Source organism: Rhodococcus sp. NPDC057529, assembly GCF_042802055.1.
GTDB lineage: Bacteria > Actinomycetota > Actinomycetes > Mycobacteriales > Mycobacteriaceae > Rhodococcus_F.
In genome coordinates, this window is record NZ_JBHVEY010000002.1 from 195,067 (window position 1) to 217,480 (window position 22,414).

Here is a 22,414-nt window from a genome sequence, read left to right on the forward strand (position 1 = left end):
CGGGGTCGCGGCGGGCAGGTCAGCGGTTGTCCACCATGACGTGCTTGAGGCGGGTGTACTCGAGCAGCCCGGCCTCGGCGTTCTCGGTGCCGATGCCCGAGGCCCCGAATCCGCTGACGGGCAGGTCCGCGGCGAAGACCAGGTGGTTGTTGACCCACACGGTGCCGAAGTTGAGAGCGTTCTGGACGCGGGTGGCGATACCGACGTTGCTGGTGAACACCGACGACGCCAGTCCGTACCGGGTGCCGTTGGCCAGCGCGATCGCCTGCTCTTCGGTCTCGAAGGTCTGCACGGTGAACACCGGTCCGAAGATCTCCTCCTGGACCAGTTCTTCGTCGTCGGCGACACCGACGACGATCGTCGGCGGGAAGAAGAACCCGTCACCCTCACAGTTCTCGCCGCCGGCGACCACGCGGGCGCCGGAGGTGCGGGCCTCGATCTTGGCGAGCACCCGGTCGCGCTGCTGGGCCGAGTTCAGCGGCCCGATGGTGGTGGTGGGGTCGAGGACGTCGCCGAGCTTTTCGCGGCTGCATCGCGCCTTCAATCCGTCGACGAATGCATCCAGCAGGGACGCGTGCACGATGACCCGGCTTGCGGACATGCACTCCTGGCCGGTGTTGTACAGCCCGCCGATCGCGATCGCGTCGAGCGCGGATTCGAGGTCGGCGTCGCCGAACACGATTACCGGGGAGTTGCCGCCGAGCTCCATGACGGCCTTCTTGACGCCGTCGGCGGCCGCGATGCCGACCTTGCGGCCGGTCTCGATGGATCCGGTGAACGAGACCACGTCGACCTTCGGGTGCCGGGCCAGGGCGTCACCGGCGACGGCGCCGGTGCCGAAGACCACGTTGAACACCCCGTCCGGGAGCACCCGGGCGACGATCTCGGCGAGCCACGCGGTCGAGTACGGAGTGGTCTCGGCGGGCTTGAGGACGTAGGTGTTGCCGGTGGCGAGGGCCGGGAACACCTTGGCGACCGCCTGCAGCAGCGGGTAGTTCCACGGCGTGATGCCGGCGGCGACGCCGACCGGTTCGCGGCGCATGATCGAGGAGACACCCTCGAGGTAGTCACCACTGGAGGGGGCCGGCAGGGTGCGGGCGGCGCCGGCGAAGAACCGCATCGCGTCGATCACCCCGGGCAGTTCCTCGTCCCGGACCGCGGTGATCGGCTTGCCTGCATCGACCGCCTCGATGATCGAGATCTCTTCGAGCAGTTCCTCGGTCAGGGTGGCGATGTCGAGCAGGAACTTCGAGCGGGCCGCGGGGGTGAGGGCCGCCCACCCGGGCTGCGCGGTGCGGGCGGCGGCCACCGCGGCGTCGACGTCGGCAGCGGACGAGGCCGGGACCGTGCCGATTTCGCGGCCGGTGGACGGGTCGAGCACCGCGATGGTGTCGGGCGAGCCCGACGGGGTCCAGCGGCCGTCGATGAAGTTGCCGGTCACTCGTCCGGCGAGCTTGTGCAGCACCGAACGCTGGTCGGATCCGATCGTGGAGAGGGTCATGGGTGAGGTCCTTTTCTTTTCGGGCAGGTCTAGGGGGGTGACGGGGCTATCGAGGTGTCGGCCGGTAGGAGCCGGGGTAGTTCATCGCTGCCTCGAAGACCTCGTCGGAGAGTTCCTCGGCGGCCTCCTCCAGGCGCGGCGGGGTGCGGTGCTGACCGGGGTAGCCGATCAGCTCTCGGACCGCGGGCATGAGGTAGTAGGCGCCGCTGACCGCGGTCGCCAGCACCTCGAACCGCGCCCGGTCGCTCTCGTGCAGGTCGACGACGGCCGGTTCGAGGTCGGGGACCGTCTCCAGTTGTGCCAGCTCCGTCTGCAGCGCACCGACCAGGTCCGAGCGTGCGGTCAGGGCCCGTTCGAGCCAGAGTCCGTCGGGGTCGGCGTCGCGGAGGCCGGGCCGGGTCGCGGTGGCGGGGATGAGGACGTCGGCGACGCGCCAGAGCGTCTGCCGTTCCTGCTCGCTCAGGTGTGTCATTCGGAAATCTCCTGCCAGCGTGCGTTGTTCGTCAGGTGTTCGGCGGCACGCAGCGCCAGTGCCGTGATGGTTGCGGTCGGGTTGACCGCCCCCGAGGTGGGCATCACGCTGCCGTCGACGATCGCCAGGTTCGGCACGTCGTGCGCGATGTTCCACTCGTTGACCACCGACGTGGCGGGATCGGTGCCCATCGTGGCCGTGCCCAGCAGGTGCCCGGGCTGCTCCGGCCACAGGTCGGTGGCCACCGTGCGGACCGCTCCGGCGGCCTCGTGCGCCTCGACGGCGCGTGCGAGGTTGAATTGCAGGAGCTTCTTGGTGTTCTCCGACAACCGGTAGCGCACACGCGGAGCGGGGATGCCGTTCGAGTCGGTGAGCGTCGGGTCGAGATCGACGTGGTTGCTCTCCTCCGGCATGTCCTGCGAGTTGATGCCCCACTGCAGGCCCCGGCCGAGCGTTTCGTCCATACGGTCGTGCACCGCCGGCCCCCACTTCTCGGCGAACGGACGCCGGTCGTGCAGTGACAGTGCGCGCAGCGGCCCGCCGATGGGCATGACCTGCCACTTCGCGCCGCCGACGAAGCCGCGGGAGGCGTCGGTCTCGTAGAACTCGAGCGAGTGAATGGCCTGCCCGGCCGGCCCCAGCCAGCTGTCGAGCGGCTCGTCATAGATGCCGGTGACCTCGGCGTTCGGGTGCAGCATCAGCCTCTTGCCGACGAGCCCGGACGAGTTCGCCAGCCCGTTCGAGGCGCCGCCGTGCGCGGAGAGCAGCAACAGTCGTGGGGTGCCGATACCGTTCGCGGCGACGACGACCAGGCGGGCCTTCTGCCGGTGCTCGCGGCCGGCGGCGTCGACGTAGACGGCGCCGTCCGCGCGACCCTTGGCGTCGACGGTGATCGTGGAGACCCGGGCGCCGGTGATCAACCGGGCACCGTGCCGGATGGCGGTCGGCCAGTGGGTGAGATCGAAGGACGACTTCGCACCCTCCGGGCAACCGGTCTCGCAGGTGCCCCATCGGGCACAGCGCGCGAACTCACCATGCTTCTGCGAGGCAATCGCGTTGGGGGAGGGCCACCAGTGCCAGCCCAGCTTGTTCATCCCGCGGGCCGCGATCCGCCCGATCTTGCCGATCGGATGCGGCGGCAGCGGCGGCACCATGCCGTCGGGGTACATCGGGTCACCCTCGAGGCCGGCGAGGCCGACGGCGGCGTCCATCCGGTCGTAGTACGGGGCGAGGTCCTCATAGGTGATCGGCCAGTCGTCGGCGACACCGTTGAGGGTCTTGACCCGAAAGTCGGAGGGCAGCAGGCGCATCCAGTGCGCGCTGTAGATCAGCGTGCTGCCCCCGACACCCGCGAACATCACCGGCGAGACGTCCGACTCGGACACGTTCGTCGGATAGTCCTCGGCGTTGCCGCGCACGTTCGGTTCGGGATACCACTGCTTCTGCGCCAGCAACTCCCACTCCGGCTTGACGGCAGGAAACTCGCCGCTGTTGACCCAGCGGCCCTGCTCCAGGCAGACCACCGAGAACCCGTGCCGGGCCATGTGCTCGGCCACGACACCGCCGGATGGGCCGGCGCCGATGATCAGGACATCCGCCCGATCCGAAGGTGTAGGTGTCCCATCGCCGATTGTCATCGGGATATCTCCTCCCGGCCACGCGGGCCTTGGGTCGTACCGGAGCGGCAACCGCAGGTCGCGCATTCGCTCGTCAGTTCACTCACGCGGCGCCGAGACGCCGATCACACCTAAGAGGATAATTAACTTGGCCATTTTTGGCAAGATAAATGCAACTGAGGCGGATGATCGTCAGATCATCCGCCTCAGGAATGGGGTAAAGGGGGAGTGGGTCAGTGGACGCCGGCGGTGAGGAAGGCCGGCAGTTGCCGGTGCGGGGTTCGCTGGAGAACGTCCGCGACGATGCTCTCGAAATGGCCGAGATGCCGGTACATCTCCTGTTCGATCTCTACAGGGTCGCCCCGCTTGAGCGCCGCCAGCGTCGCTTCGTGCAACTCCACCCCGCATTCGTAGTCTTCCGGGGTGCGCAGCATCATGTCGTGGACGGGGGCGAGCTCCTTTTCCAGTCCCTTCATCATCGCCTCGAGGGACGGGTTGCCCGCGGCGCGCCAGATGGTCCGGTGGAACAGCAGCTCGGCCTGAGCTGCCCGTGCGAGGTTGTCCTTGTGGGCGCGCAGTAGATCGATCGAGTGCTGCATCAGCTGGTAGTGCTCGTCCGTGGCGCGCACGGCGGCCAGCTGCGCCACGCGCGGCTCGAGGGTCTTGCGCGCCTCCAGGATGCGGAAGATCTCGTCCGCCTGGAGCGGGTCGGTCTCCGGCAAATTCTCGAGTCCCTCGGGAATCCAGATCGAGATCACCTCGGGGTTGCCGTGCCGACCCGGGCGGCTGCGGAGGATGCCCGCCTCGACGAGCTTGGAGATCGCGCTGCTGACCGTCGGACGCGAGACGTCCATCTGTGCGGCGAGCACCCGCTCCCCGGGCAGGACATCGCCTTCGCGCAGCTCGCCGGACTTGATGCGGTCGATGATCTGGTGCATGACGTCACCGCCCGCGCTTCGGCTCCGTACCGGCCTGAAGTCCCTCACCTTTGCCTCCTCGTACGTTGCCGTGCCTGCTCCATTCCATGGTAAGACATCTGCCAAATATGGCCAGTCATTGTGTCCGATCAGGAAGCGGGCCGGTTCTCCGTCCGGCTCTCGCGGTCCAGGGCGGAAACCCGCCGTATCGGTACGTCAGCGCGGAGGGACCGGCCACGATCGTCGACGCAACGACACGCGAGGACGTCCGCCCGATCGCGCGCCGATATCTCGGGCCCGACGAGGCCGAGGCCTACCTTGCAGAGTCGTGCAACGACAAGGCCGTACTGCTCCGAATGAGCCCGACTACCCGGCACACCCCTGTATGCCGCGGGTCAGTTCGTGTACAGCGCCGCGCCGAGTCCGCCGTCGACGACGATGGCCGCGCCGTTGACGAACGACGCGTCGTCCGAGACGAGGAACCGCACCACATTTGCGACTTCCGCGGGTTCGGCGATCCGCTCCACCGGATAGGCGGAGGCAACTTCCTGCCGTGCCAGCTCAGGGTCGGCATGGGCAGCAAAGTACTGCTGGACCATCGGGGTATTCATGTCACCGGGAAGCACTGCGTTGGCGCGGATTCCGGCGCGCGCCAGTTGGCGTGTGACGGCGATGCTGCGAGTGAGTCCGAGAACCGCATGCTTGCTGGCGGTATATGCGGTCAGCATCGGGTCTGCGCTCACCGACAGGACGGAGGCGATGTTGACGATGCTTCCTCCGCGCCCGTGTCGCAGCATCGCGGCTGCGGCATGTTTGCACACCCAGAAGGGGCCGCGCACGTTCGTCAGGTCGATGGCGTCCCAGTCTTCGTTCGTGGTCTCCAGAAAGTTCCGTTCGATCTGACGTCCGGCATTGTTGACCACGAAGTCGAGCGTTCCGAAGCTGGTCTCCACCTGTGTGAGGGCGTCGACCACGCTCGGTTCGTCCGTGACATCGGCCTGTAAGGTGACGACGGTCCCGTGCAGACCCCGGGCCATCTGCGCGGTTTCCTGCAAGGTGTCGGCGTTGCGGCTCAGGGCGATGACGTTGGCGCCGTGGGCGGCCAGCGCCAGCACTGTTGCCCGGCCGAGACCACCGGAAGCGCCGGTGACGAGTCCGGATTTAGCTGTGCAAGAGAGCATGTGGCTCCTCGAAAAGGATGAGATCGCGAACGACGGTCCCGTTGCGAGATTTCCCCAGGGTTTCGACACCGGGCACTCGTGGGGTTCCGCGAATGACTCGGTTCGGGATCGCTGACTGGGATGGGAGATTGGTTGTTGCCCGAGAACCTACCGTGGCAAGCGGCCGGTGGTCCAGGTTTGCGCAACCTACTTATGTCCCGCTCATCTGCCGTTACGGAAGTGCCCACACTTGATCGTGCGAAGATTCGAAGCTGACGTGACCGTCTCGGCGGCAGTCTCGGCGGCCGGTGTGGTGCCTGCCGGAACTGCAAGGATGTGTCGAGCGGTGCTGAAGAATTCGCAGCGCATCGTCGTGGTGGGCTTCCGCGTGCCTGTGCACGAGCAAGTTCCGAGCCAGTAACGGTCGGCGCCGGTTACAGTCCATCGCGGAGCGAAGGGGTGGTGTGTGCGGTGACATCTGGGACGAGTCGATACCCCGTGTTGTTGGCGTTCGGCGCGTCCTATTCGGTAGGTGCGCAGATGGCTAGTGTGTCGGCGGTTCTGCCGTTTCTGCTGGCTCAGAAAGGCCTCTACTGGGCTGCTGGCTTGCTGTATCCCATATTCAGTATCGGATTCATTGCCGGAAATGTGTTATCACCGATGGTTGTCGCGCGGTCGCGGCGCCGGCAGAACATGGTCATCGCGGCGGCCGCCGCGACTATCGCCGTTCTGACCTCGTGTATCGCAGCGGCGGACCTGCGTGGTGTTCTCGTCGCCCCGGTCTTCTTGTTGGCCTCGGCGGTGATCGGTTGTGCGATGGGAATGGCGAACAATGCCTACGCCGAGATCATTTCGCGCATGCTCGACCGACCACGACGTAACCACCTCCTGCTTACCCAAGAAGCGGTCGGTGCGATATTGACGGTCGTGGCGACGCTGATGATCCTTCCCCTGGTGTCCGCGCGGGACCCGGCCGACAGTCGCATCGACGTGCTGTGGTTGGGTGCGGCCGCCATGGTGGCGGCGTGCGCGGCAGCGACACTCGTCGGGCCGACGACGTCGGGAGCACTGCGGCCGCCCCAACGGTTCGTCGACGACTATCGCGAAGGCGTCACCGTGGTGCGGACCCGCAGCTGGTACCGATTGTTCCTGGCGACCCAGATCGTGTTCGTGCCGATCAGTTTGAGCATGACGTTCTTCTCCCTGCGGGCGGCGATGTCTCACGGCGACAAGGCCGGCAGCCTGCACATACTCGTGATCAGCTCGGCCGGGGGCCTGTTTGTTGGTGCGGTGTTGTGGCGTCGTGTCTTCACCCGGCGCGGAGTGCGCGGCATGCTCGTGCTGAGCGGCGCGATCAACGGCGTCGCTGCCCTCGTGTGCCTTGCCAATGAAGCATTCCCGGGCGGAGAGCAACTGTGGATTCACGGCGTGGTGTTCTTCCTCGCCACGCTGGCGAACGCAGCGATCGGCGCTGCCACCGTGTCGTGGATGAGTGCTTTCGCGACCGAAGAGCGCCGTGCCGTACTGATCAGCTTCGCCGCGGCGGTCGCTGCGGTGGTGTCCACCGTGTTGGGAGCGGTGCTCGGCACGATGGTCCAAGCCACCCTCGCTCCTTGGCCGGTGATGATCGTGTTCGCGCTGGCCGTCCTCGCCACCACGGTCGCCCTCCGCGCACCCGATCGGCCCCCGACACCGTAGCGGTGCACACCGGTGCCCCGAGAGCGGGTCGACGTCATGAATCGCGTTCCGGCCGGATTCGGGGTTCGTCTGCGGCAGTCGAGCGTTGGGTCGGGGTGCGACTTGGTGGGCGTGTTCCCGAATTCGTCGGCGTCGTCGACATCGTCCGCGTCGGAGTGCCCTGTGGCGGTGTCCGCGAGTGGGTTCGATGGTTGCGTCGACCTCGACGACACCTGATGCGGCGAACCCGAACTCGGTGGCGAACTGTCGCGCGGCGGCGGTAAGCGAGGCGCGGGGAGAGGTGAGTTTGGGATGTGTCAAGGGCGTCAGGTCGTGCGGTGCGGGCGTCGGGTGGGTGGTAGCGGCGTGGGTTCGGGGGTTTCCGGTCGGTCAGTGTTGGCGGAACCGTGCGGCGGTGCAGGGGTTGATGGCGCCGAGGGTGGTCAGGGCCCAGGGCCCAGGGCCCAGGGGCCCAGGGCCCAGAGGCCGCGGGCGGCGGTGGTCGCATCAGGTGGCTTCGGCGGTCTGGGTGGGCACAAGCAGCCGGGCGAGGTGGGGTCCGTGTAGCGCTGGATGAGGTGCGGTAACGGTGGGCAACCCCTACGAGTGGCGCAGAGGATCCATGGGGGCGCAGCGACTCGCCAGTTTCTCGGCGCGGAGCATCGGGAACAGCGACGCAGTCATTGTCCGTGGTGCCTCGCCCGTTTGAACCGTCGTCGATTCGATTCGTATCGATCCCGCGGTGGTTCGGGTGGTGTGTGTTTGTCGGTGCCGTCCTGTTGCAGCGTTCGCAACGTGGCCGTGACGACATTGCAAAAGTACTCAGATGCAATATCTTTCGAACTTGCTCAGCGTTGACGTAGCGTGGTTGCCGGAGCGGATGTACCGCGGCCCAAGGGCAACGAGATTCGACAAGGCCAGTGTCAGCGGCGACAGCATCGACACGTCCAGGTTCAGGCACAGTGCGCCGATGTACTCGCCCTGGCGTGGATCACGGTGGGGTAGTCGGGATCGGCGATTCGTCGCAGGCCGAGCTCGGTGACCGAGTCGCCCACCTTCCGGCCGGAGAGATTGTTCGCGATCGTCCGGATCGCATGCTCGGGTGTGGGCGAGATGTTGTAGATGATGTCCGAGCACGTGAAGGCCGGCTCCGCCTACCCCTCTGGAACCGCCACGCTGACCTGGATGCCTTCCCTTCGCCACCGGGTCTCGGGTCGATCACGTCGATGGCGGGCTCGGCTCGGTCACCGGCGAATGCCGGCACCGGGAGACTGCGTGCGAGCGGATCGGCGAGGGTGGACTTGGCCGGTATCGGACAGACCTGCCGGGACGGCCGGGGGCGCGTATTGGATCGGCGCAGTCGTGTGGCGGTGTCCCGATTCCCACAGTCGGGAGTGCGGACCTACCACATTCATCCTCGGCGGCGTTTGGCGCGGGCGGCGAATTCGTCGAGGACCTGGATGACGTCCTTGGCTTGCCAGATTCGGTTGCGTCGTCCGTCGGTGATCTGGGTGAGTATTCCGGTGTCGACCAGGCGGTCGATCGCGATTTGCGCGTTGGCGCCGGTGACCCCCAGCGTGGAGGTGACGAGTTTGCTCTCGACGACCGGTTGGCGAAGGAGGAGGTCGGCGAGGCGGTGTACCGCTGCGTCTCGTCGCGCCGTCACCCGGGTGCGCCAGTCGGCTCGAACCGTTTCCAGGTCCCGGACGAGGGTGCGGCCGTTGGCGATGGCGGCGAACGATGCTTCCGCGATCGACCGCATGATCGGCTCGAGGTTGCCCGACCGGTACTCGTCGAGGGCTCGGAAATAGGTGGCGGTGTCGTGCAGGAAGCCTGCGGACACCGGTACGGCGACGCTGCGGGTGAGCTGTCCGCCGCGCAGCATCGCCTGGATCAGGGCGCGGCCGACGCGCCCGTTGCCGTCGGGGAACGGGTGGATGGTTTCGAACTGTGCGTGGGCGACCGCTATCTGGGCGACCACGGGTACGTCGACCCGGTCGGCGAAGGCGGTCAGGTCGTCGATCAGTTCGGGAACGCGGTCGTGGTGTGGGGGGACGAATTGCGCGGTGTGTGGTCCGAGGTTTCCGCCGCCGATCCAGACCTGCTGTTGCCGCCATCGGCCGGCGATGTTCGGATCGCCGTGTTCGAGCAGTGCTCGGTGCATCTGCAGGATCGCGTCGGCGTCGATGCGGTCGGACAACTCCAATGCGGCCTGCATGGCGCGGACGTTTCCGACGATCAGGCGGGCGTTGCGGGAGGCGTGCTCGCCGAGTTCGGCCAGCGCGATCTGGCGTGCTCCGCTGGTGAGGTTCTCGATCTCTGAACTCGATGCGCTCTCGGTGCGCAGCAGAATGGATGCGAACGGGGCGGTGATGTGGCCGACCTCGGCGTCGAAGCGGGTGAGTTCGGTCGCCGCTTCCTCCGTCAGCGCCTGCAGTTCGCTGTTCAGCGAGAGGGTCCGGTTCGCGATGAATGGCGGTACCGCGGCGCGGTAGGGGCCGGTGGTGAGGCGACGTTCGCGTCGAGATCCGTAGTCGCCGGTGGCGCTGATCCAGGGATGCTCCTCGTGGGCGACGGGCGGCCATCGCTGCCCGTCATCAACCGATGTCATATCCGAACCATACTATTGGTTAGTAATTTATCCGATGGTATGGGTGGGTTGCTCGTGGAGAAACGGATCATGATGAACAGACGCGAACCGACGATTCCCCGCACCCATCCCCAATTCCGCGCTCACCGCACACGTCGACCAGCTCGAACGCGCTCTCATCACGGGACTGCTGATCAACCAGCCACTCCATGACCGAAGCACTCCACACCGACGACCGCCCCGATGATCCGAAGGCATTGCAGAAAGTCATAGACGTCGTCAACCACACCCAGGGTCCCAACACCATCAGCGAACTCACCCACATCTCCGGAGTCGTTGTGCGCCAACTACAGAACCTCTTCCGCGACCACTACGAGATGAGCCCGTCGGCCTACGTACGCAATGTTCGCCTGGAACGCGTCCGATCCGAGCTATTCACCGCCACCAGTGACGCCACGACTGTCAGCGACGTTGCATACCGGTGGGGCTTCAACAACCTCGGACGCTTCGCCAAGGCCTACCAACAGAAGTTCGGCGAACCGCCATCTCACACACTGCGCCGATGAACCCCAACCACCAGGGTGGCGTGGTGGTGCCAGCCGAGCCAGGAATGGCCCTCGAAATGATTTAGTCCGAGACCGGTTTTCAGTTCTCGGTAGTCGTGCTCGACGCGCCAGCGGACCTTCGCCAGGCGCACAAGTTCGGGCAGCGGAGTGTCCTCGGGAGCGTGGCGAGCCAGTAGTCGGTGGGCTCGTCCGCTCCGGTCGGCCATTCCGCGAGCAACCAGACCGCGGGCAGGGTGCCGTCCTCGGCGCGCGGGATGTCCCGGTTCGCCGGGCGGATCCGCAGCGCGGCGAACTGCGAGCGCATCACCGCAGTGGGGTTGTTCGGGCTGGTTTTGCCGTCCGTAGCGGGGTGTCGGCGGCCGCCCGCGTCCGGTGTACGCCGCGGTCTCAGGGACCGCGTCGTACGGATGGGTCGCTGGTGGCGCCCTTGACGGCGACAACCTAGTCGATGCCCCGGTCGGTCAGTGCGAGCCGGAAGGCGGTGGTGTCGCCGTAGCCGGCATCCGCGACCACCGCCGGCGGGATCCGGCCCCACTCGATCAGCTCGTCGATCATCTCGATCGCCATTTCCCATTTGGGACGGATGCCGCGTCGGTGGCGGCGTGCACGCTGACCGCGATCTGGCAGTTGCCGACCTTGCCGAGGGTGCCCGAGTAATGCTGGGCCACGCCCGGCGCCGGTGGGGCCACAGCACAACGCGGCTGTGCGATCGGGTACCCCGCCGTCCGGTGGCACGGCCCGTCCCGGCCGCTGGACCACGACGAACGCTGGAAGCACGCCACACGGCTGCGGGAGAACCCTACCGCCGACGCTCACCGCAGTTCCCGCGCGATCGCTCTGGCCGCGCGGCGAGCCTGCTTCGCCGCGAACCCGATCTGCGACGGCCTGGGCACGAACCCGATGAAACGCAACCTCTCGGCGGCCGGCTTTTCACCGGTGGAGTGCGGCCAACCTCGCTCGTCCAGTACGCCGAGGTGCCCGACCAGCTTGTCGAGTTCCTGGCGGAACCCCGTCGCGCAGACCATCGCCTCCGGGTCGATTCGCACACCGTCCACCAGCCACACGCTGTCCGCGTCGAGTGACTCGACTCCGCGAACGACCTCGATGGACCTGTCCCGGATCGCGGCGATGAGCTCCTTGTCGACGATCGCCGGTGCCACGCCGAGGCGGGCGCTGCGGGCGAAGATCCCCTCGTCGGGGATCGGCAATCCGAACTCGCGCAGGTCGCCGATGCTCCTCTCCCGGCCGAACCGTGCGATTGCGTCCGCGATAGGGACCGGGGCATGGTAGAGCGGCGTCGCGATGAAGTCTCCCGGTATGCCACCAGGTCCCTGGCGGAGCATGATGTTCGGCGGCGTGCGAGCCGAAAGCCAGACCTTTGCCGCGCCTCCGGTGGCGAGGTCGTAGGCAATTTCCATGCCCGAGCAGCCCGCTCCCACCACGAGGACCCGTTTCCCGTTGTACTGTAGGGGATTCCGGTACTGCGAGGAATGGACCAGTGCACCCCGCCAGTCCCCGCGTCCGGGCCAGTCCGGGACGAAGGGTTCATGATCGAAGCCGGTCGCGACCACCACCTCGGCAGCGTCGACGGAACCGGCAGCGGTGGTCAACCGCCAGTGCCCGCCGGTGAGGTCGAGTCGTTCCACCGGGCAGCCCAGGCGCAGCTCGATCCCGTCCCCGCGCGCGTGCCGCTCGAGATGCTCGATCACCTGTTGCCTCGTGGGAAAGGTCGGTGTGCCCTTGGGGTAGGGGCGGTTCGGTAGGTGGGAGAACTGCCTACCGGTGTTCAGTCGCAGCCGGTCGTAACGAGAGTGCCACGACGAACCGACTTGGTCGGCTCGGTCGATCAGCAACGGGTTGATGCCACGGTCGGCGAGGGCCACCGCCGCCGCGACCCCGGAGGTGCCGGCACCGACGATTGCGACTTGATGCTCGCTCATCGTGTGCTCCTTGGATGTCGTCTTGTTTCATGCGGTTTCGGCGACAATGACGCTCATCGGGCCGGTGAGCGAGCGATGGTCGCGGTAGCGCCAGCCAGTGTCCTGCAGCCAGGCAATGCCTTCTCCGACGCTGTAGACGTCGCCGTGTTCGAGGTGGACCGCGAATTCCCCCGCCATCAAGGCGGCCGCGACCGGCTGGGTGTGGGTGGGGTCGGTCCAGAAGTCGGCAATCAACAGTGTGGCGCCGGGTGCGGCGACGTCGCGAATGCGTTGTAGCAGCACACGATTCTGCTCCGTCGACCAGCAGTGCACCAGGTTCGCGACCAGGAAGGCGTCGTATCCGGCGGGCAGCGGGTCGGCCATCGCGTCGCCGGCGCATACGTCGATTCGCCCCTCCAGCCCGACCGACGCGATGCGGTCCTGCGTGGTCTGGGCAACCGCCGGCAGCTCGAACACGGTCGCGCTCAGTTGCGGGCAGCGGCGCGCCACCGCGATGGACCAGGAGCCGGTGCCGCCGCCGATGTCGAGGAGTCGCTGACTGCCGGACAGATCGACCGTGTCCGGCAGGGCGAGCGAGGGGCCCGCCGAAAACGCCTCGATACCGATCGAGGCGAGGGGTTGCAGGGCGGCGTCGAGGTCGAAGATCTCGCGTTTCGGCCCGCGGGCGAGTGCGCCGGCCAGGTCTTCCCACGCCGGGAAGCTGATCTTGTCCCAGAACCGCAGCAGCGGACGCAGGTCGGCGGGCGATCCGCCGGCGAGGAACATGGCCGCCGTCTCGGTATTGACATACCGTTCGCCTCGGCGTTCGAGCAGACCGAGCGCGACCATGGCGTCGGCGCTGATCCGGGTGGCTCGGACAGTCAGCCCTGTGCGGGCGGCCAGGCCACGCAGGTCGGTGGGGCCCTCGCCCAACGCCTCGAACAAACCGAGTTCGCTGGCGGCGAAGAGGTGTTTGGCGGCCATGAACCCGGACGCCAGCTGCATGATTGGCTCCGGGTTGGGCAGGTCGTGGTCGGTTTCGGCGGAGGTATGGGCTGTCATCGTCATGAAACCAGCGTCGTCGTTGTCGGTTCTGCGTCATATCCCTGAATCCTGGGGAATTCACCCAGATTTCTGGGGTAGGCAGCCCTAACCTGCTGCGATACACTTCGGACATGGCGCAGAGCTTGCTGCCACGCGTCCGCGATCAAATCTCGCGTGCCGCCGCCGACCAGCTGGACTGGGTGGGGTACAGCGCGCGAATGAGCGAGGCCCTGCGCACGGTGATCCCACATGAGCGCTGCTGCTGGCACACCGTCGACCCGGGCACCATCTTGTTCACCGGCAGCGTCAACCGGAACGTTGGGTGTTCCGGATCCTGGTTGGCGCACTACGAATACGAGGTCGAGGACGTCGACAAGTGGGCGTTTCTTGCGCACAGTGGCCGCCTGGCGGGTGCACTGAGTCTCGATACCCACGGAGATTTGTCCCGCAGCGCACGGCACCGTTCGCACGAGGCGTACGGCATCGGCGACGAGCTGCGGGTCTCCCTGGTGTCGGACGGGGTCTATTGGGGTGCAGCGGCATTCCTGCGCGATGCGGGCGCACCGTGGTACACCGCCGAGCACGTCCGCGCACTCGCCGCGCTGGCGCCCGCGCTAGCGACCGGTCTGCGACGGTCGATGCTTCACGAGGTCGAGGCCGCCGTGACGACCGTGGACTACGGCCCCGGCGTGGTGGTCTTCGACGCCGCGGGCAACCCGGAATCGGTCTCACCCGCCGCGGAACGCTGGATCGACGAAATTGTCGAGGTCCCGGCGCCGTCGACGCCGTTCGAATCGAAGGTCGTGCAGGCCATCGCGGCCCGGGCGCGGGCGATCGAACCGGGCACCGATCCGCTGGAACTTGCCGCGCGCTCGCGGGTACGCACGCGATCCGGCGCCTGGCTGTTGCTGTACGGGACCAGGCTTTCCGGCGTCGAAGACGGACGCACCGCCGTCATCATCCAACCCGCGACACCGCATGAGATCGCGCCCGTCATTGCCATGGCCTACGGACTGTCCCAACGCGAATGCCATCTCACTGCGCTGTGCATCCAAGGGCGATCGACAAAGGAGATGGCGCACGCAATGTCGTTATCCGTCTACACAATTCAAGACCACATGAAGTCGATCTTCGACAAGACCGGGGTGCGCAGCCGCGGGGAACTGGTGGGGCAGATATTCCTCGAGCACTACGCGCCGCGCTGGGAGCTTGCGGCATCCCCGCCATCCGGATGGTGGGCGAAGGGCATCAACTGAATTCGCCGAACTCTCAGTTGTGCGTATCTGCTTCACGGCCAATGGTGCGCCAACCAAGAAGGTTCACCGCCCGAACCATTTCCTACATCAGGGCGCACAGCACCACGACGAAGCACAACGGCAGGGTGGCGAAGCGATACGAGGTCGTCTGGTCCGAGCTGGTACGAGACGAACGCCGCTTGTCGGTGCCGTTGGACCCGGCCAAGCCCGAAGATCGCAAGAAGCAGCGCAGCCGCCAGCAGTCGTTCGCCACACGTGAAGCGGCGGAGGCTCGCCGCGACGAGCTGAACGCCGAGCGCAGGCAACCGGGGTGGCATCGTGGTGCCGCGCGACCAGCTATTCGCTCACGCGGCGGAGGCATGGCTGGCCAGCCGCACCGACTTGAAGCCCCGTACTCGCGGTGAGTACGAGAACCTGCTGAAGCCGAAGGCTCGCGCCCGCAAAGACTGCAAGGGCAACAGCACTGCTGAGCTAACTTCGTCGTGCGGATGGTGCTGGCGCAGGCCGTGGTGGACGGCCACCTACACGACAACCCCGCCGACTGCGTGAAGCTCCCGAGTGAGCACAGCGCCCACGGGGGAGCACCGGGCGTCGTGGACGACCCGGACATGTTCCTCACGGCCGAGCAAGTGGGCGCGCTGCGAGCGGCGACGCCTTGGCCGTACTCCAGGATCTCTCTGAGTTGTCCCGCATGATGGGTATCAGCGTCACGCTGTACCTGCCATTCGGGGCAGCATCCGCCTATTGGCTGAGGTGGAGGTACCGAGGAGGTACTGGCTACAGTTGCGGCTACAGCGGCCGAGCGCGAGAACCGCTCTACCTGCGGTAATGGTGGAGCCGATGACGGGAATCGAACCCGCGTATTCAGCTTGGGAAGCTGATGTTCTGCCATTGAACTACATCGGCGCGCACGATATTGGGCGCCCGTAGGCAGGCCCAACACCCTGCGGCGGAAACATTATCAGATGGTGATCCGGACTACGCGCGCACACGCGCGGAGTGTCATACGAGGGGTTTGCCGGTCCGCATTCTGCGTCGGAGGTCGCGCATGAGCAGGATGTAGGGGAGTTCGCGGATGGTGACGGGGATGCGTCGGCTGACGGCGCCGATGGTGCTCATGGTCCGGTCGAAGCGTCGCTGATCCTTGGCGGTCCAGGTGAGGTGCATCTGGTCGCGGAAGAGTGGTGGCAGGAAGCCGGTGGTGAAGAACAGGTTGAGCCGGCCGAACAGTCGGGATACGACGGTGGGCATGAATTCGACCTTGGCGAGGGAGACGAGGTATTCGCGGATGGTGTCGTCGATCGACACGTTGGCGAGCGCTTTCTCCCAGTAGTCGTCGAAGGCGGCCCGGGTGTCGGGCCACATCTCTTTCGGCACCTGGAGGGTGGTGCCGAAGGTGGCGCCCTGCTGGTAGAAGTATTCGCTTTCGGTGGCGGTGAGTTCGCCGTGCATGGAGCGGTGGACGTCTTCGAATCCGCGGTAGATACAGGCGGCGACCCACAGCTGCAGTTCGGGGTCGAACGCGTTGTACTGCACGGGGCTGTCTGGTCCCGACCGCACCTTGGCGTGGGCGCGGTTGACGCCCTTGCGGAACTGGGCTTTTTCTTCCTCGGTGCCGCGTGCGGCGACGACGAGGTAGGTGAGGGTGGTCCGGGTTCGTTTGATGGGGTGCCGGAAGATCTGTCCGCTTTCGACGCGGCTTTCCACGACGCCGTATCCGACGGCGGGGTGGGAGAGCTGCATGATCACGTTTGCTGCGCCGGCGAGCAGGCCGGCGCCGTCCATGACGAGTTCGAGTCGGTCCGGCACCTCGAGAGATGTCGACATGTGCACTCCTGTCGCAAGCGGTGAATTCCTATCTGAATACGACCGTACTCACATATATGTGGCGAGTCCAGAGGCAAGTGCGAAGATGTTTCCATGGCAATCGCGTCGGACAGGGTGTACGGCGGCCAAGAGGGTGACCAGCGTCGATCGGAACGACGCGGCCAGCTCATCGAGGCCGGACTCGACCTGCTCGGCAGCGCGGACGGCGACCACGCCCTGACCGTGCGTGGAGTCTGCAAACAGGCCGGACTCGCCACCCGCTACTTCTACGAGAGCTTCCCCGACCGCGACGCGCTCACCGTCGCCGTCTACGACCACGTCGTGGAACGCATCGCGACCAGCACCTTGGACGCCGTGACGAACGCCGGGCCGGGGGAGCGGGACATCGTCCGGGCCGGGGTCCGCAACATCGTGCGGGAGGTCGCCGAGGATCCGCGGCACGGCCGGCTGATGTTCTCGGTGGCGCAGTCGAGCGCGGTGCTGGCCCAGCGTCGCCTCGACAGCTCGCGACTGTTCGCCGGCCTGGTCACGAAGCAGACGGTCGGGTATTACGAGGTGGCCGAGAGCCCGCGCCTCGACCTCGCCGCGCACTTCATGGTCGGCGGCCTCGCCCAGACCCTGACGGCATGGCTGAACGGGACCGTGACGCTCCCCGAGGAGGAGCTGGTGGATACCTGCACCGAACTGCTGCTCTCGATGGCCATCCACACCCGTTAACCTCTACCTGTGCTCCTCTCCGATCGCGATCTCCGTACCGCAATTTCCACTGGACGTCTGGGCATCGACCCGTTCGACGATTCGATGGTCCAGCCCTCGAGCGTGGATGTGCGCCTCGACAGCCTGTTCCGGGTGTTCAACAACACCCGCTACACGCACATCGACCCAGCTCAGCGGCAGGACGAGCTGACGACGCTGGTCGAGCCGGCGGAGGGGGAGCCGTTCGTTCTGCACCCCGGCGAGTTCGTCCTCGGTTCCACGCTGGAAGTGTGCTCGCTGCCCGACGACCTGGCGGGACGCCTCGAGGGCAAGTCCTCGCTCGGCCGCCTCGGACTGCTCACGCACTCGACGGCCGGATTCATCGACCCGGGTTTCAACGGGCACATCACGCTGGAACTCTCCAACGTCGCCAACCTGCCCATCACGTTGTGGCCGGGGATGAAGATCGGCCAGCTGTGCCTGCTGCGGCTGTCGAGCGCGGCGGAGCACCCGTACGGCAGCTCGGCCGTCGGCTCCAAGTACCAGGGGCAGCGCGGCCCGACGCCGTCGAAGGCCTACCTGAACTTCGCGCAGCGCTGAGCGTCGGCGGCCCGCCGAAAAACTGCAAACCGAGTGGTCCGCTACTCGTGTGAATTGCGGCGAGGAAGAGAAGACTGGGATTCGAAGCCGCCCTCTCCTGGGCGTTCGATCCCGGAGGCCGCCATGAAAGACGTCGTCGTGTTGTTGCCCGGCATCGGCGGGTCGGTCCTCGCCCGTGACGGCAAGGACGTGTGGGCACCGACACCGGGCGTTGCGCTGGCGAGTGTGCTGTCACTGGGCAGGAACATCAAAACACTGAAACTCGACGGCGACGACCCGGACGTCGACGACCTCGGCGACGGCGTCGTGGCCACCCGGCTGGTGCCGGACTTCCACTTCGTTCCCGGGCTGGACTGGAAGATCGACGGCTACACGAAGTTCCGCGACGACCTGGTCCGCCGATTCGAAGCCGTTCCCGGCGACAACTATTTCGAACTGCCCTACGACTGGCGGCGCGACAACCGAGTGGCGGCCCGCACGCTGGCCCGGCGATCCCACGACTGGCTGGCGCGGTGGCGCGAGAAGTCGGGCAACGCGGACGCGAAGCTCGTCCTGGTGTGCCACTCCATGGGCGGAATCGTCGCCCGACTGTTCCTCGAACTGATGGACGGGTGGCGCGACACCCGCACCCTCGTCACGTTCGGCACCCCGTATTCGGGTGCGGTCAACGCGCTCGATTTCCTCGTCAACGGTTTCCGTAAGGGCTGGGGTCCGTTCACCGTCGACCTCGGCGCACTGATCGGGTCGTTCACGTCCGCCTACCAGTTGCTGCCGTCGTATCGGTGCATGGCGGGCGACGACGGGTCGTGGCGCGCGCTCGACGACGGGAAGCTCGACTGGTCGGGCACGGGTCTCGACGCCGGCCGGATGGGGGCCGCGGTGCGCCTGCACCGGGACCTGCGCGACGCCGTCGACGCGCGGCTGAAGTCGGGACCCGAGGGCTACGACATCCGTCCGGTGATCGGCGACTTCCAGCCCACCAAGTGGGCCGCCCGGCTCGCCGGGTCGAAGGTCGAGACGATGACCGTCCGCGGGCCCGGCGAGAGCGGCGGGGACGGTACGGTGCCGAAGCTGTCGGCCACCCCGCACGAACTCATGACGGGGTGGAAGAACGCGGCGTTCTTCAGTCAGCGGCACGGATCCCTGCAGAACGACGACCCGGTGCTCGACCACGTGGGCGGGATTCTGACCACCGCAGTTCTCGCGCCCCCGAACGTGTTTCCGGCGGTGAGCGAATCGGTCGCGCTCGAGGTCGACGACGTCACGACGGCCGAGCCGCTGGTGATCCGCGCGCGAACCGGTGCCGGGGGCGCGCGGCTGGTCGCGTCGGTCGAGCCCGTCGCAGGCGGTCCGGGCAGGCAGCACCCGTTGTCGCCGGCCGTCGACGGCTGGCAGCAGGCAGTCCTCGGCGGGCTACCCGCCCAGGACTACCGGATCACCGTGCGCGCTCCCGGTGTGCACCCGGTCACCGACGTCGCGAGTGTCGTCGACCTCGACGAGATCGCCCGGTCCGTCGACGCCTAGGAGTGCGGAAACATGAGACCCGCAACCAGTTTCGAGGAACTGGAGATCAGTGTCCTCCGGGCGGGCGACCACGTGTGGCTGTCGGCGCAGTCCTGGATGGGCTCGGTGTTCGCGGTGCGGCGCGAGATCCCGGAATGGAAACTGCCGAACGACGTCACGGGAAAGACGATCGACGCGCCGTCCGGATGGCTGACCGACACCGTCCGGCACGCGCGCCCCGACGCCGCGGCCCACGCGCTCGACGTCGGGAAAGTGCTGACGGACCTGGTGTTCGGGATCCCCGACATCGAAACGCTGCTGCAGCAGAGCCGGGGAATCGCCGGGAGGGCGGGAACTCAGCTCCTCGTGCGGATCCTCGCCGCGCCGCAGGAAGTGTGCGCGTGGCCGTGGGAATTGCTGCTGGATCCGCAACGCCCCGACCAGTTCCTCGCCATGGCACGCGACGTCCACGTGGTGCGGTCCGGCCGGTCGCGCACCTACCCGATCCGGCACACGCCGATCGAGCCGCCGCTCAATCTCCTGCTGGTGATGTCGAGTCCGCTGCGGGAGGGCCCCGAGGATTCCGAGGCCCCGTTCGACCTGTATGCCGAGAAACGCAGCCTGCTGTCGGAACTGCGGCCCCTGGTCGACCGTGGTCTGCTCCGGGTGGTGGTCGAGGACCGGCCGTCCGTCGAACGTCTCCGCAGTCGAATGGGCATGCAGAGACGAGGGTTTCACCTCTTCCACTACCTCGGTCACGCCAATCCGGACGGTCTGAAGGTGGAGCGGCGCAACGGCCGCGGGATGCTGCTGCCGAGCCAGGAGTTCGCGTTGCTGTTGCAGCAGCTGCCGGACCTCCGGCTGGCCGTGTTCGCGGGTTGCGAGACGGCCCGCGCGCCGGACGGCGCCACCGACGACGACCCGTGGCCGGGACCGCTGTCCTCGGCCGACATCTGCGTGCGTGATGCGTGTCCGATGGTGATCGGCATGCAGGCGGTGCTGCCGTTCCGGACGGAGCGACTGCTGACGCGCTTCTTCTACGAGGCGCTGACCGCCGGCCAGCCCGTCGCGGAGGCGTTGCGGCTGGCGCGGCTCGCGATCAAGGGCGACGAGAACAGCGGCGACCCCCTGCTCGACTGGGCGGTGCCCTGCCTGTTCGTCGGCGGCAGCGAGCCCGGCGCGATCGTCGACCCGGACGCGAAGGCGCGGCCGGAACCGTCGCCCCGGCGGATCTCGCGGCGGATCGGGATCCGGCAGGGCGAACTCCGCTTCATCTCCCGCCTCGCGGAACTGCGGGAGGGGGTGGACGTGCTGTCGGGGCGGACGTCCGCCCGGTTGCTGCACGTGGTCGGGATGCCCTCCACCGGAAAGACCGCCCTCCTGGACCGCGTGCTCGAGGAACTCGAACCGCAGATCGCGCACCTGTTCGTCAGCGCGAAACGGTTGCTCGCGAAACCCGACCCGCTCCGCGAACTGTCCCGGATCGTCGCCGAGTTGATGGACGACGCCGGGGTCCGTACCGCCCGGCCCGGCCGGCTCGGCGCCGGTGACTGGTGGGAGCGGCTACTCGACGACCTCACCGAAGTTCCCACCGCGATCGTCGTCGACGACGGCGACCTGCTGGTCGGCGACGCCCCCGGCGCCTCGGACCTCCTCGACGCCCTGGTCCTGCTGACACAGCGTCGGGGCGACGCGCGGCTCGCCGTGGCGACCACCGGGGAACTCGCAGGACTGACCGAGTCGCTCCGCGCCGCGGAAGTGCGCACGATCCGCCTCGACGCTCTGTCCTGGCCCGAAGTGTGGCAATGGATCCGGCGCAACCTGCCCACGCTGACGCGCTACCCGGAGCAGGACCTCTCCCGGCTCTACACCGACGTGCGGCACCTGGAACTGTGGGAGCAGCTGGCGGATCTCGCCGCCCAGGACGGCACGTTCGAACCGCGGGACCTGCCGCTGCTCGTCCGGCAACTGGGTGTCGGTGCCGCGAAGCCGGCACCGCCGGCGTCGAACGGGTCCGACTTCTTCGGCGCCGGCTCCGGGGCACCCGAGGCCGAGGCGGCCGCCGCAGCGCCGGTGCGGCACGCACTGCGGTTGGCGGTGGCGGGACCGTTCACCGCCGGTCGTCGTGAGGAGATCGCGGTGGCCGTCACGCAGTGCGCCATCCGGCACGACGTTCCGGGCCGGGTGGTGGCCGGCGAGACGGGGCAGGGCGAATCGGCGCTGGCCGAACTCCTGCCCCAGGAGATGGCCTTCGCGCACGGTGCCCCGTCCGAACGCGACGTCTGCCGGTGGATGGAGGACGCCGCCCTCGCCGACGCGGACATCCTGGTTTTCGATTACGGCAACGCGGTCCCGTCCGACGCGCAGAACGCCGTCATCGCACGACTGGTCGGCGACGGACGACTCGTGATCGTCTCGGGTGACCACTCCGACGAACCGGAGTATCCCGCGTGGAGTGCGGAGGCGTTCGCCGTCGGTGCCGTCGAGGACGACGGCACCCTCACCCACGAAACCCCGTACTTCCCCGACGCGGGCAAACCCGACGTCTACGCGCCGCGGACGATCACCGGGACGACGTGCGAGCGGCTGGTCGACCGGCCGGAGATGGAGGGCACGACCTTCGCCGCGCTGTACGTGGCGGTCGCGGCGATGCTGGTGTGGGCGACCGACCGCGACCTGGCCGCGCGGGACGTCCGGGCGCTGCTGGTCGAGACGGCGACACCGATATCGACTTCGGGGGGTGACACGGCGAAACAACTCGACGTCGACGCGGCACTGGACTGCGCGCGGCGGGAGGTCGTCGTCGGAGCACTCGGATCGGACGCACTCGAACTCGGGCAGTTGCTCGCGGAAATCCCGATCCGCCCGGAATTGGCGGTTCCGCTGCTCGACGCCCTGGTGGCCGACGGCACCCGCATTCGGCGGGTCGTCCGGAACGGCGTCGAACAGTACGAACGCGCCGGCGCCGCGGCCGGACCGAGAAACGAGTAGTCGGCTACGCAAGACCGGTCCGGCCGCTGCGCGAAGGCTGGCAGGCACAGCACCGAGCCGCCGCCTACGTGAGGACCGA

17 protein-coding genes, 1 tRNA gene and 1 pseudogene are annotated in these 22,414 nt (G+C 67.4%); 7 read left to right on the forward strand and 12 right to left on the reverse strand.

What is annotated here, in order from left to right; translation table 11 throughout:
• Positions 1 to 19: 19 nt before the first annotated feature.
• From ACFU5V_RS04105 to ACFU5V_RS04125, 5 genes are all read right to left on the reverse strand, one after another.
• Positions 20 to 1,501 carry an aldehyde dehydrogenase family protein gene (locus ACFU5V_RS04105; protein ID WP_378697082.1) on the reverse strand — a complete coding sequence of 494 codons (1,482 nt, stop codon included), beginning with the start codon at positions 1,499 to 1,501 and terminating at the stop codon, positions 20 to 22.
• 46 nt (positions 1,502 to 1,547) lie between these two features.
• Complete coding sequence (locus ACFU5V_RS04110) at positions 1,548 to 1,973, reverse strand: hypothetical protein (RefSeq protein WP_378697084.1); 426 nt, start codon at positions 1,971 to 1,973, stop codon at positions 1,548 to 1,550.
• Positions 1,970 to 3,610 carry a GMC family oxidoreductase gene (locus ACFU5V_RS04115; protein WP_378697086.1) on the reverse strand — a complete coding sequence of 547 codons (1,641 nt, stop codon included), beginning with the start codon at positions 3,608 to 3,610 and terminating at the stop codon, positions 1,970 to 1,972. The genes ACFU5V_RS04110 and ACFU5V_RS04115 overlap by 4 nt, the downstream gene beginning before the upstream one ends.
• A 212-nt stretch (positions 3,611 to 3,822) precedes the next feature.
• Positions 3,823 to 4,527, reverse strand: a complete 705-nt coding sequence (locus tag ACFU5V_RS04120) for a FadR/GntR family transcriptional regulator (protein ID WP_378697088.1) — start codon at positions 4,525 to 4,527, stop codon at positions 3,823 to 3,825.
• A gap of 374 nt (positions 4,528 to 4,901) precedes the next feature.
• Complete coding sequence (locus ACFU5V_RS04125) at positions 4,902 to 5,687, reverse strand: SDR family NAD(P)-dependent oxidoreductase (RefSeq protein WP_378697090.1); 786 nt, start codon at positions 5,685 to 5,687, stop codon at positions 4,902 to 4,904.
• 639 nt (positions 5,688 to 6,326) lie between these two features.
• Between ACFU5V_RS04125 and ACFU5V_RS04130 the strand changes: the two genes are divergently transcribed.
• Positions 6,327 to 7,364 (forward strand): hypothetical protein, encoded by a 1,038-nt coding sequence (locus ACFU5V_RS04130; RefSeq protein WP_378697092.1) that lies wholly within the window; start codon positions 6,327 to 6,329, stop codon positions 7,362 to 7,364.
• Positions 7,365 to 8,296: 932 nt separating this feature from the next.
• Here the strand turns inward: ACFU5V_RS04130 and ACFU5V_RS04135 are convergent.
• Positions 8,297 to 8,470, reverse strand: a complete 174-nt coding sequence (locus ACFU5V_RS04135) for a PAS domain-containing protein (protein WP_378697573.1) — start codon at positions 8,468 to 8,470, stop codon at positions 8,297 to 8,299.
• Positions 8,471 to 8,754: 284 nt separating this feature from the next.
• Positions 8,755 to 9,954, reverse strand: a complete 1,200-nt coding sequence (locus ACFU5V_RS04140; protein ID WP_378697094.1) for a Fic family protein — start codon at positions 9,952 to 9,954, stop codon at positions 8,755 to 8,757.
• 188 nt (positions 9,955 to 10,142) lie between these two features.
• Here ACFU5V_RS04140 and ACFU5V_RS04145 point away from each other — a divergent pair, with 188 nt between their 5' ends.
• Positions 10,143 to 10,499: a helix-turn-helix domain-containing protein gene (locus ACFU5V_RS04145; RefSeq protein WP_378697096.1), complete on the forward strand. Its 357-nt coding sequence runs from the start codon at positions 10,143 to 10,145 to the stop codon at positions 10,497 to 10,499.
• Here ACFU5V_RS04145 and ACFU5V_RS04150 read toward each other — a convergent pair.
• The 3 genes and pseudogenes from ACFU5V_RS04150 to ACFU5V_RS04160 all read right to left on the reverse strand — a co-directional run.
• Positions 10,481 to 11,176: pseudogene (locus ACFU5V_RS04150) on the reverse strand (IS701 family transposase); the annotation flags it as partial. The gene ACFU5V_RS04145 and the pseudogene ACFU5V_RS04150 sit on opposite strands and share 19 nt — an antisense overlap.
• A 135-nt stretch (positions 11,177 to 11,311) precedes the next feature.
• Positions 11,312 to 12,439, reverse strand: coding sequence for a flavin-containing monooxygenase (locus ACFU5V_RS04155; protein ID WP_378440123.1), 1,128 nt, complete (start codon positions 12,437 to 12,439; stop codon positions 11,312 to 11,314).
• Between the two features lie 27 nt (positions 12,440 to 12,466).
• Positions 12,467 to 13,486, reverse strand: coding sequence for a methyltransferase (locus tag ACFU5V_RS04160; protein WP_378697098.1), 1,020 nt, complete (start codon positions 13,484 to 13,486; stop codon positions 12,467 to 12,469).
• Between the two features lie 107 nt (positions 13,487 to 13,593).
• On the opposite strand from ACFU5V_RS04160, the gene ACFU5V_RS04165 reads away from it, so the two are divergent.
• Entirely contained in the window at positions 13,594 to 14,718 is a 1,125-nt protein-coding gene (locus ACFU5V_RS04165) for a helix-turn-helix transcriptional regulator (RefSeq protein WP_378697100.1), read from the forward strand.
• An 832-nt stretch (positions 14,719 to 15,550) separates the two neighbouring features.
• Here the strand turns inward: ACFU5V_RS04165 and ACFU5V_RS04170 are convergent.
• Positions 15,551 to 15,624: transfer RNA gene (locus ACFU5V_RS04170), tRNA-Gly, on the reverse strand.
• A gap of 96 nt (positions 15,625 to 15,720) precedes the next feature.
• Entirely contained in the window at positions 15,721 to 16,545 is an 825-nt protein-coding gene (locus tag ACFU5V_RS04175) for an oxygenase MpaB family protein (protein WP_378441452.1), read from the reverse strand.
• A 93-nt stretch (positions 16,546 to 16,638) separates the two neighbouring features.
• On the opposite strand from ACFU5V_RS04175, the gene ACFU5V_RS04180 reads away from it, so the two are divergent.
• The 4 genes from ACFU5V_RS04180 to ACFU5V_RS04195 all read left to right on the forward strand — a co-directional run bounded on the left by ACFU5V_RS04180 (position 16,639) and on the right by ACFU5V_RS04195 (position 22,335).
• Entirely contained in the window at positions 16,639 to 17,262 is a 624-nt protein-coding gene (locus ACFU5V_RS04180; protein WP_378697102.1) for a TetR/AcrR family transcriptional regulator, read from the forward strand.
• Between the two features lie 9 nt (positions 17,263 to 17,271).
• Positions 17,272 to 17,841: a dCTP deaminase gene (gene dcd, locus ACFU5V_RS04185; protein ID WP_072937534.1), complete on the forward strand. Its 570-nt coding sequence runs from the start codon at positions 17,272 to 17,274 to the stop codon at positions 17,839 to 17,841.
• Positions 17,842 to 17,964: 123 nt separating this feature from the next.
• Entirely contained in the window at positions 17,965 to 19,365 is a 1,401-nt protein-coding gene (locus tag ACFU5V_RS04190) for a hypothetical protein (protein WP_378697104.1), read from the forward strand.
• A gap of 12 nt (positions 19,366 to 19,377) precedes the next feature.
• Complete coding sequence (locus ACFU5V_RS04195; RefSeq protein ID WP_378697106.1) at positions 19,378 to 22,335, forward strand: CHAT domain-containing protein; 2,958 nt, start codon at positions 19,378 to 19,380, stop codon at positions 22,333 to 22,335.
• Positions 22,336 to 22,414: the final 79 nt, after the last annotated feature.

Bases quoted from the DNA above. Each gene is read 5' to 3' on its own strand.
- ACFU5V_RS04105 (WP_378697082.1), bottom strand. From the start codon at position 1,501: ATGACCCTCTCCACGATCGGATCCGACCAGCGTTCGGTGCTGCACAAG.
- ACFU5V_RS04110 (WP_378697084.1), bottom strand. From the start codon at position 1,973: ATGACACACCTGAGCGAGCAGGAACGGCAGACGCTCTGGCGCGTCGCC.
- ACFU5V_RS04115 (WP_378697086.1), bottom strand. From the start codon at position 3,610: ATGACAATCGGCGATGGGACACCTACACCTTCGGATCGGGCGGATGTC.
- ACFU5V_RS04120 (WP_378697088.1), bottom strand. From the start codon at position 4,527: ATGCACCAGATCATCGACCGCATCAAGTCCGGCGAGCTGCGCGAAGGC.
- ACFU5V_RS04125 (WP_378697090.1), bottom strand. From the start codon at position 5,687: ATGCTCTCTTGCACAGCTAAATCCGGACTCGTCACCGGCGCTTCCGGT.
- ACFU5V_RS04130 (WP_378697092.1), top strand. From the start codon at position 6,327: ATGGTTGTCGCGCGGTCGCGGCGCCGGCAGAACATGGTCATCGCGGCG.
- ACFU5V_RS04140 (WP_378697094.1), bottom strand. From the start codon at position 9,954: ATGACATCGGTTGATGACGGGCAGCGATGGCCGCCCGTCGCCCACGAG.
- ACFU5V_RS04145 (WP_378697096.1), top strand. From the start codon at position 10,143: ATGACCGAAGCACTCCACACCGACGACCGCCCCGATGATCCGAAGGCA.
- ACFU5V_RS04155 (WP_378440123.1), bottom strand. From the start codon at position 12,439: ATGAGCGAGCATCAAGTCGCAATCGTCGGTGCCGGCACCTCCGGGGTC.
- ACFU5V_RS04160 (WP_378697098.1), bottom strand. From the start codon at position 13,486: ATGACGATGACAGCCCATACCTCCGCCGAAACCGACCACGACCTGCCC.
- ACFU5V_RS04165 (WP_378697100.1), top strand. From the start codon at position 13,594: ATGGCGCAGAGCTTGCTGCCACGCGTCCGCGATCAAATCTCGCGTGCC.
- ACFU5V_RS04175 (WP_378441452.1), bottom strand. From the start codon at position 16,545: ATGTCGACATCTCTCGAGGTGCCGGACCGACTCGAACTCGTCATGGAC.
- ACFU5V_RS04180 (WP_378697102.1), top strand. From the start codon at position 16,639: ATGGCAATCGCGTCGGACAGGGTGTACGGCGGCCAAGAGGGTGACCAG.
- ACFU5V_RS04190 (WP_378697104.1), top strand. From the start codon at position 17,965: ATGAAAGACGTCGTCGTGTTGTTGCCCGGCATCGGCGGGTCGGTCCTC.
- ACFU5V_RS04195 (WP_378697106.1), top strand. From the start codon at position 19,378: ATGAGACCCGCAACCAGTTTCGAGGAACTGGAGATCAGTGTCCTCCGG.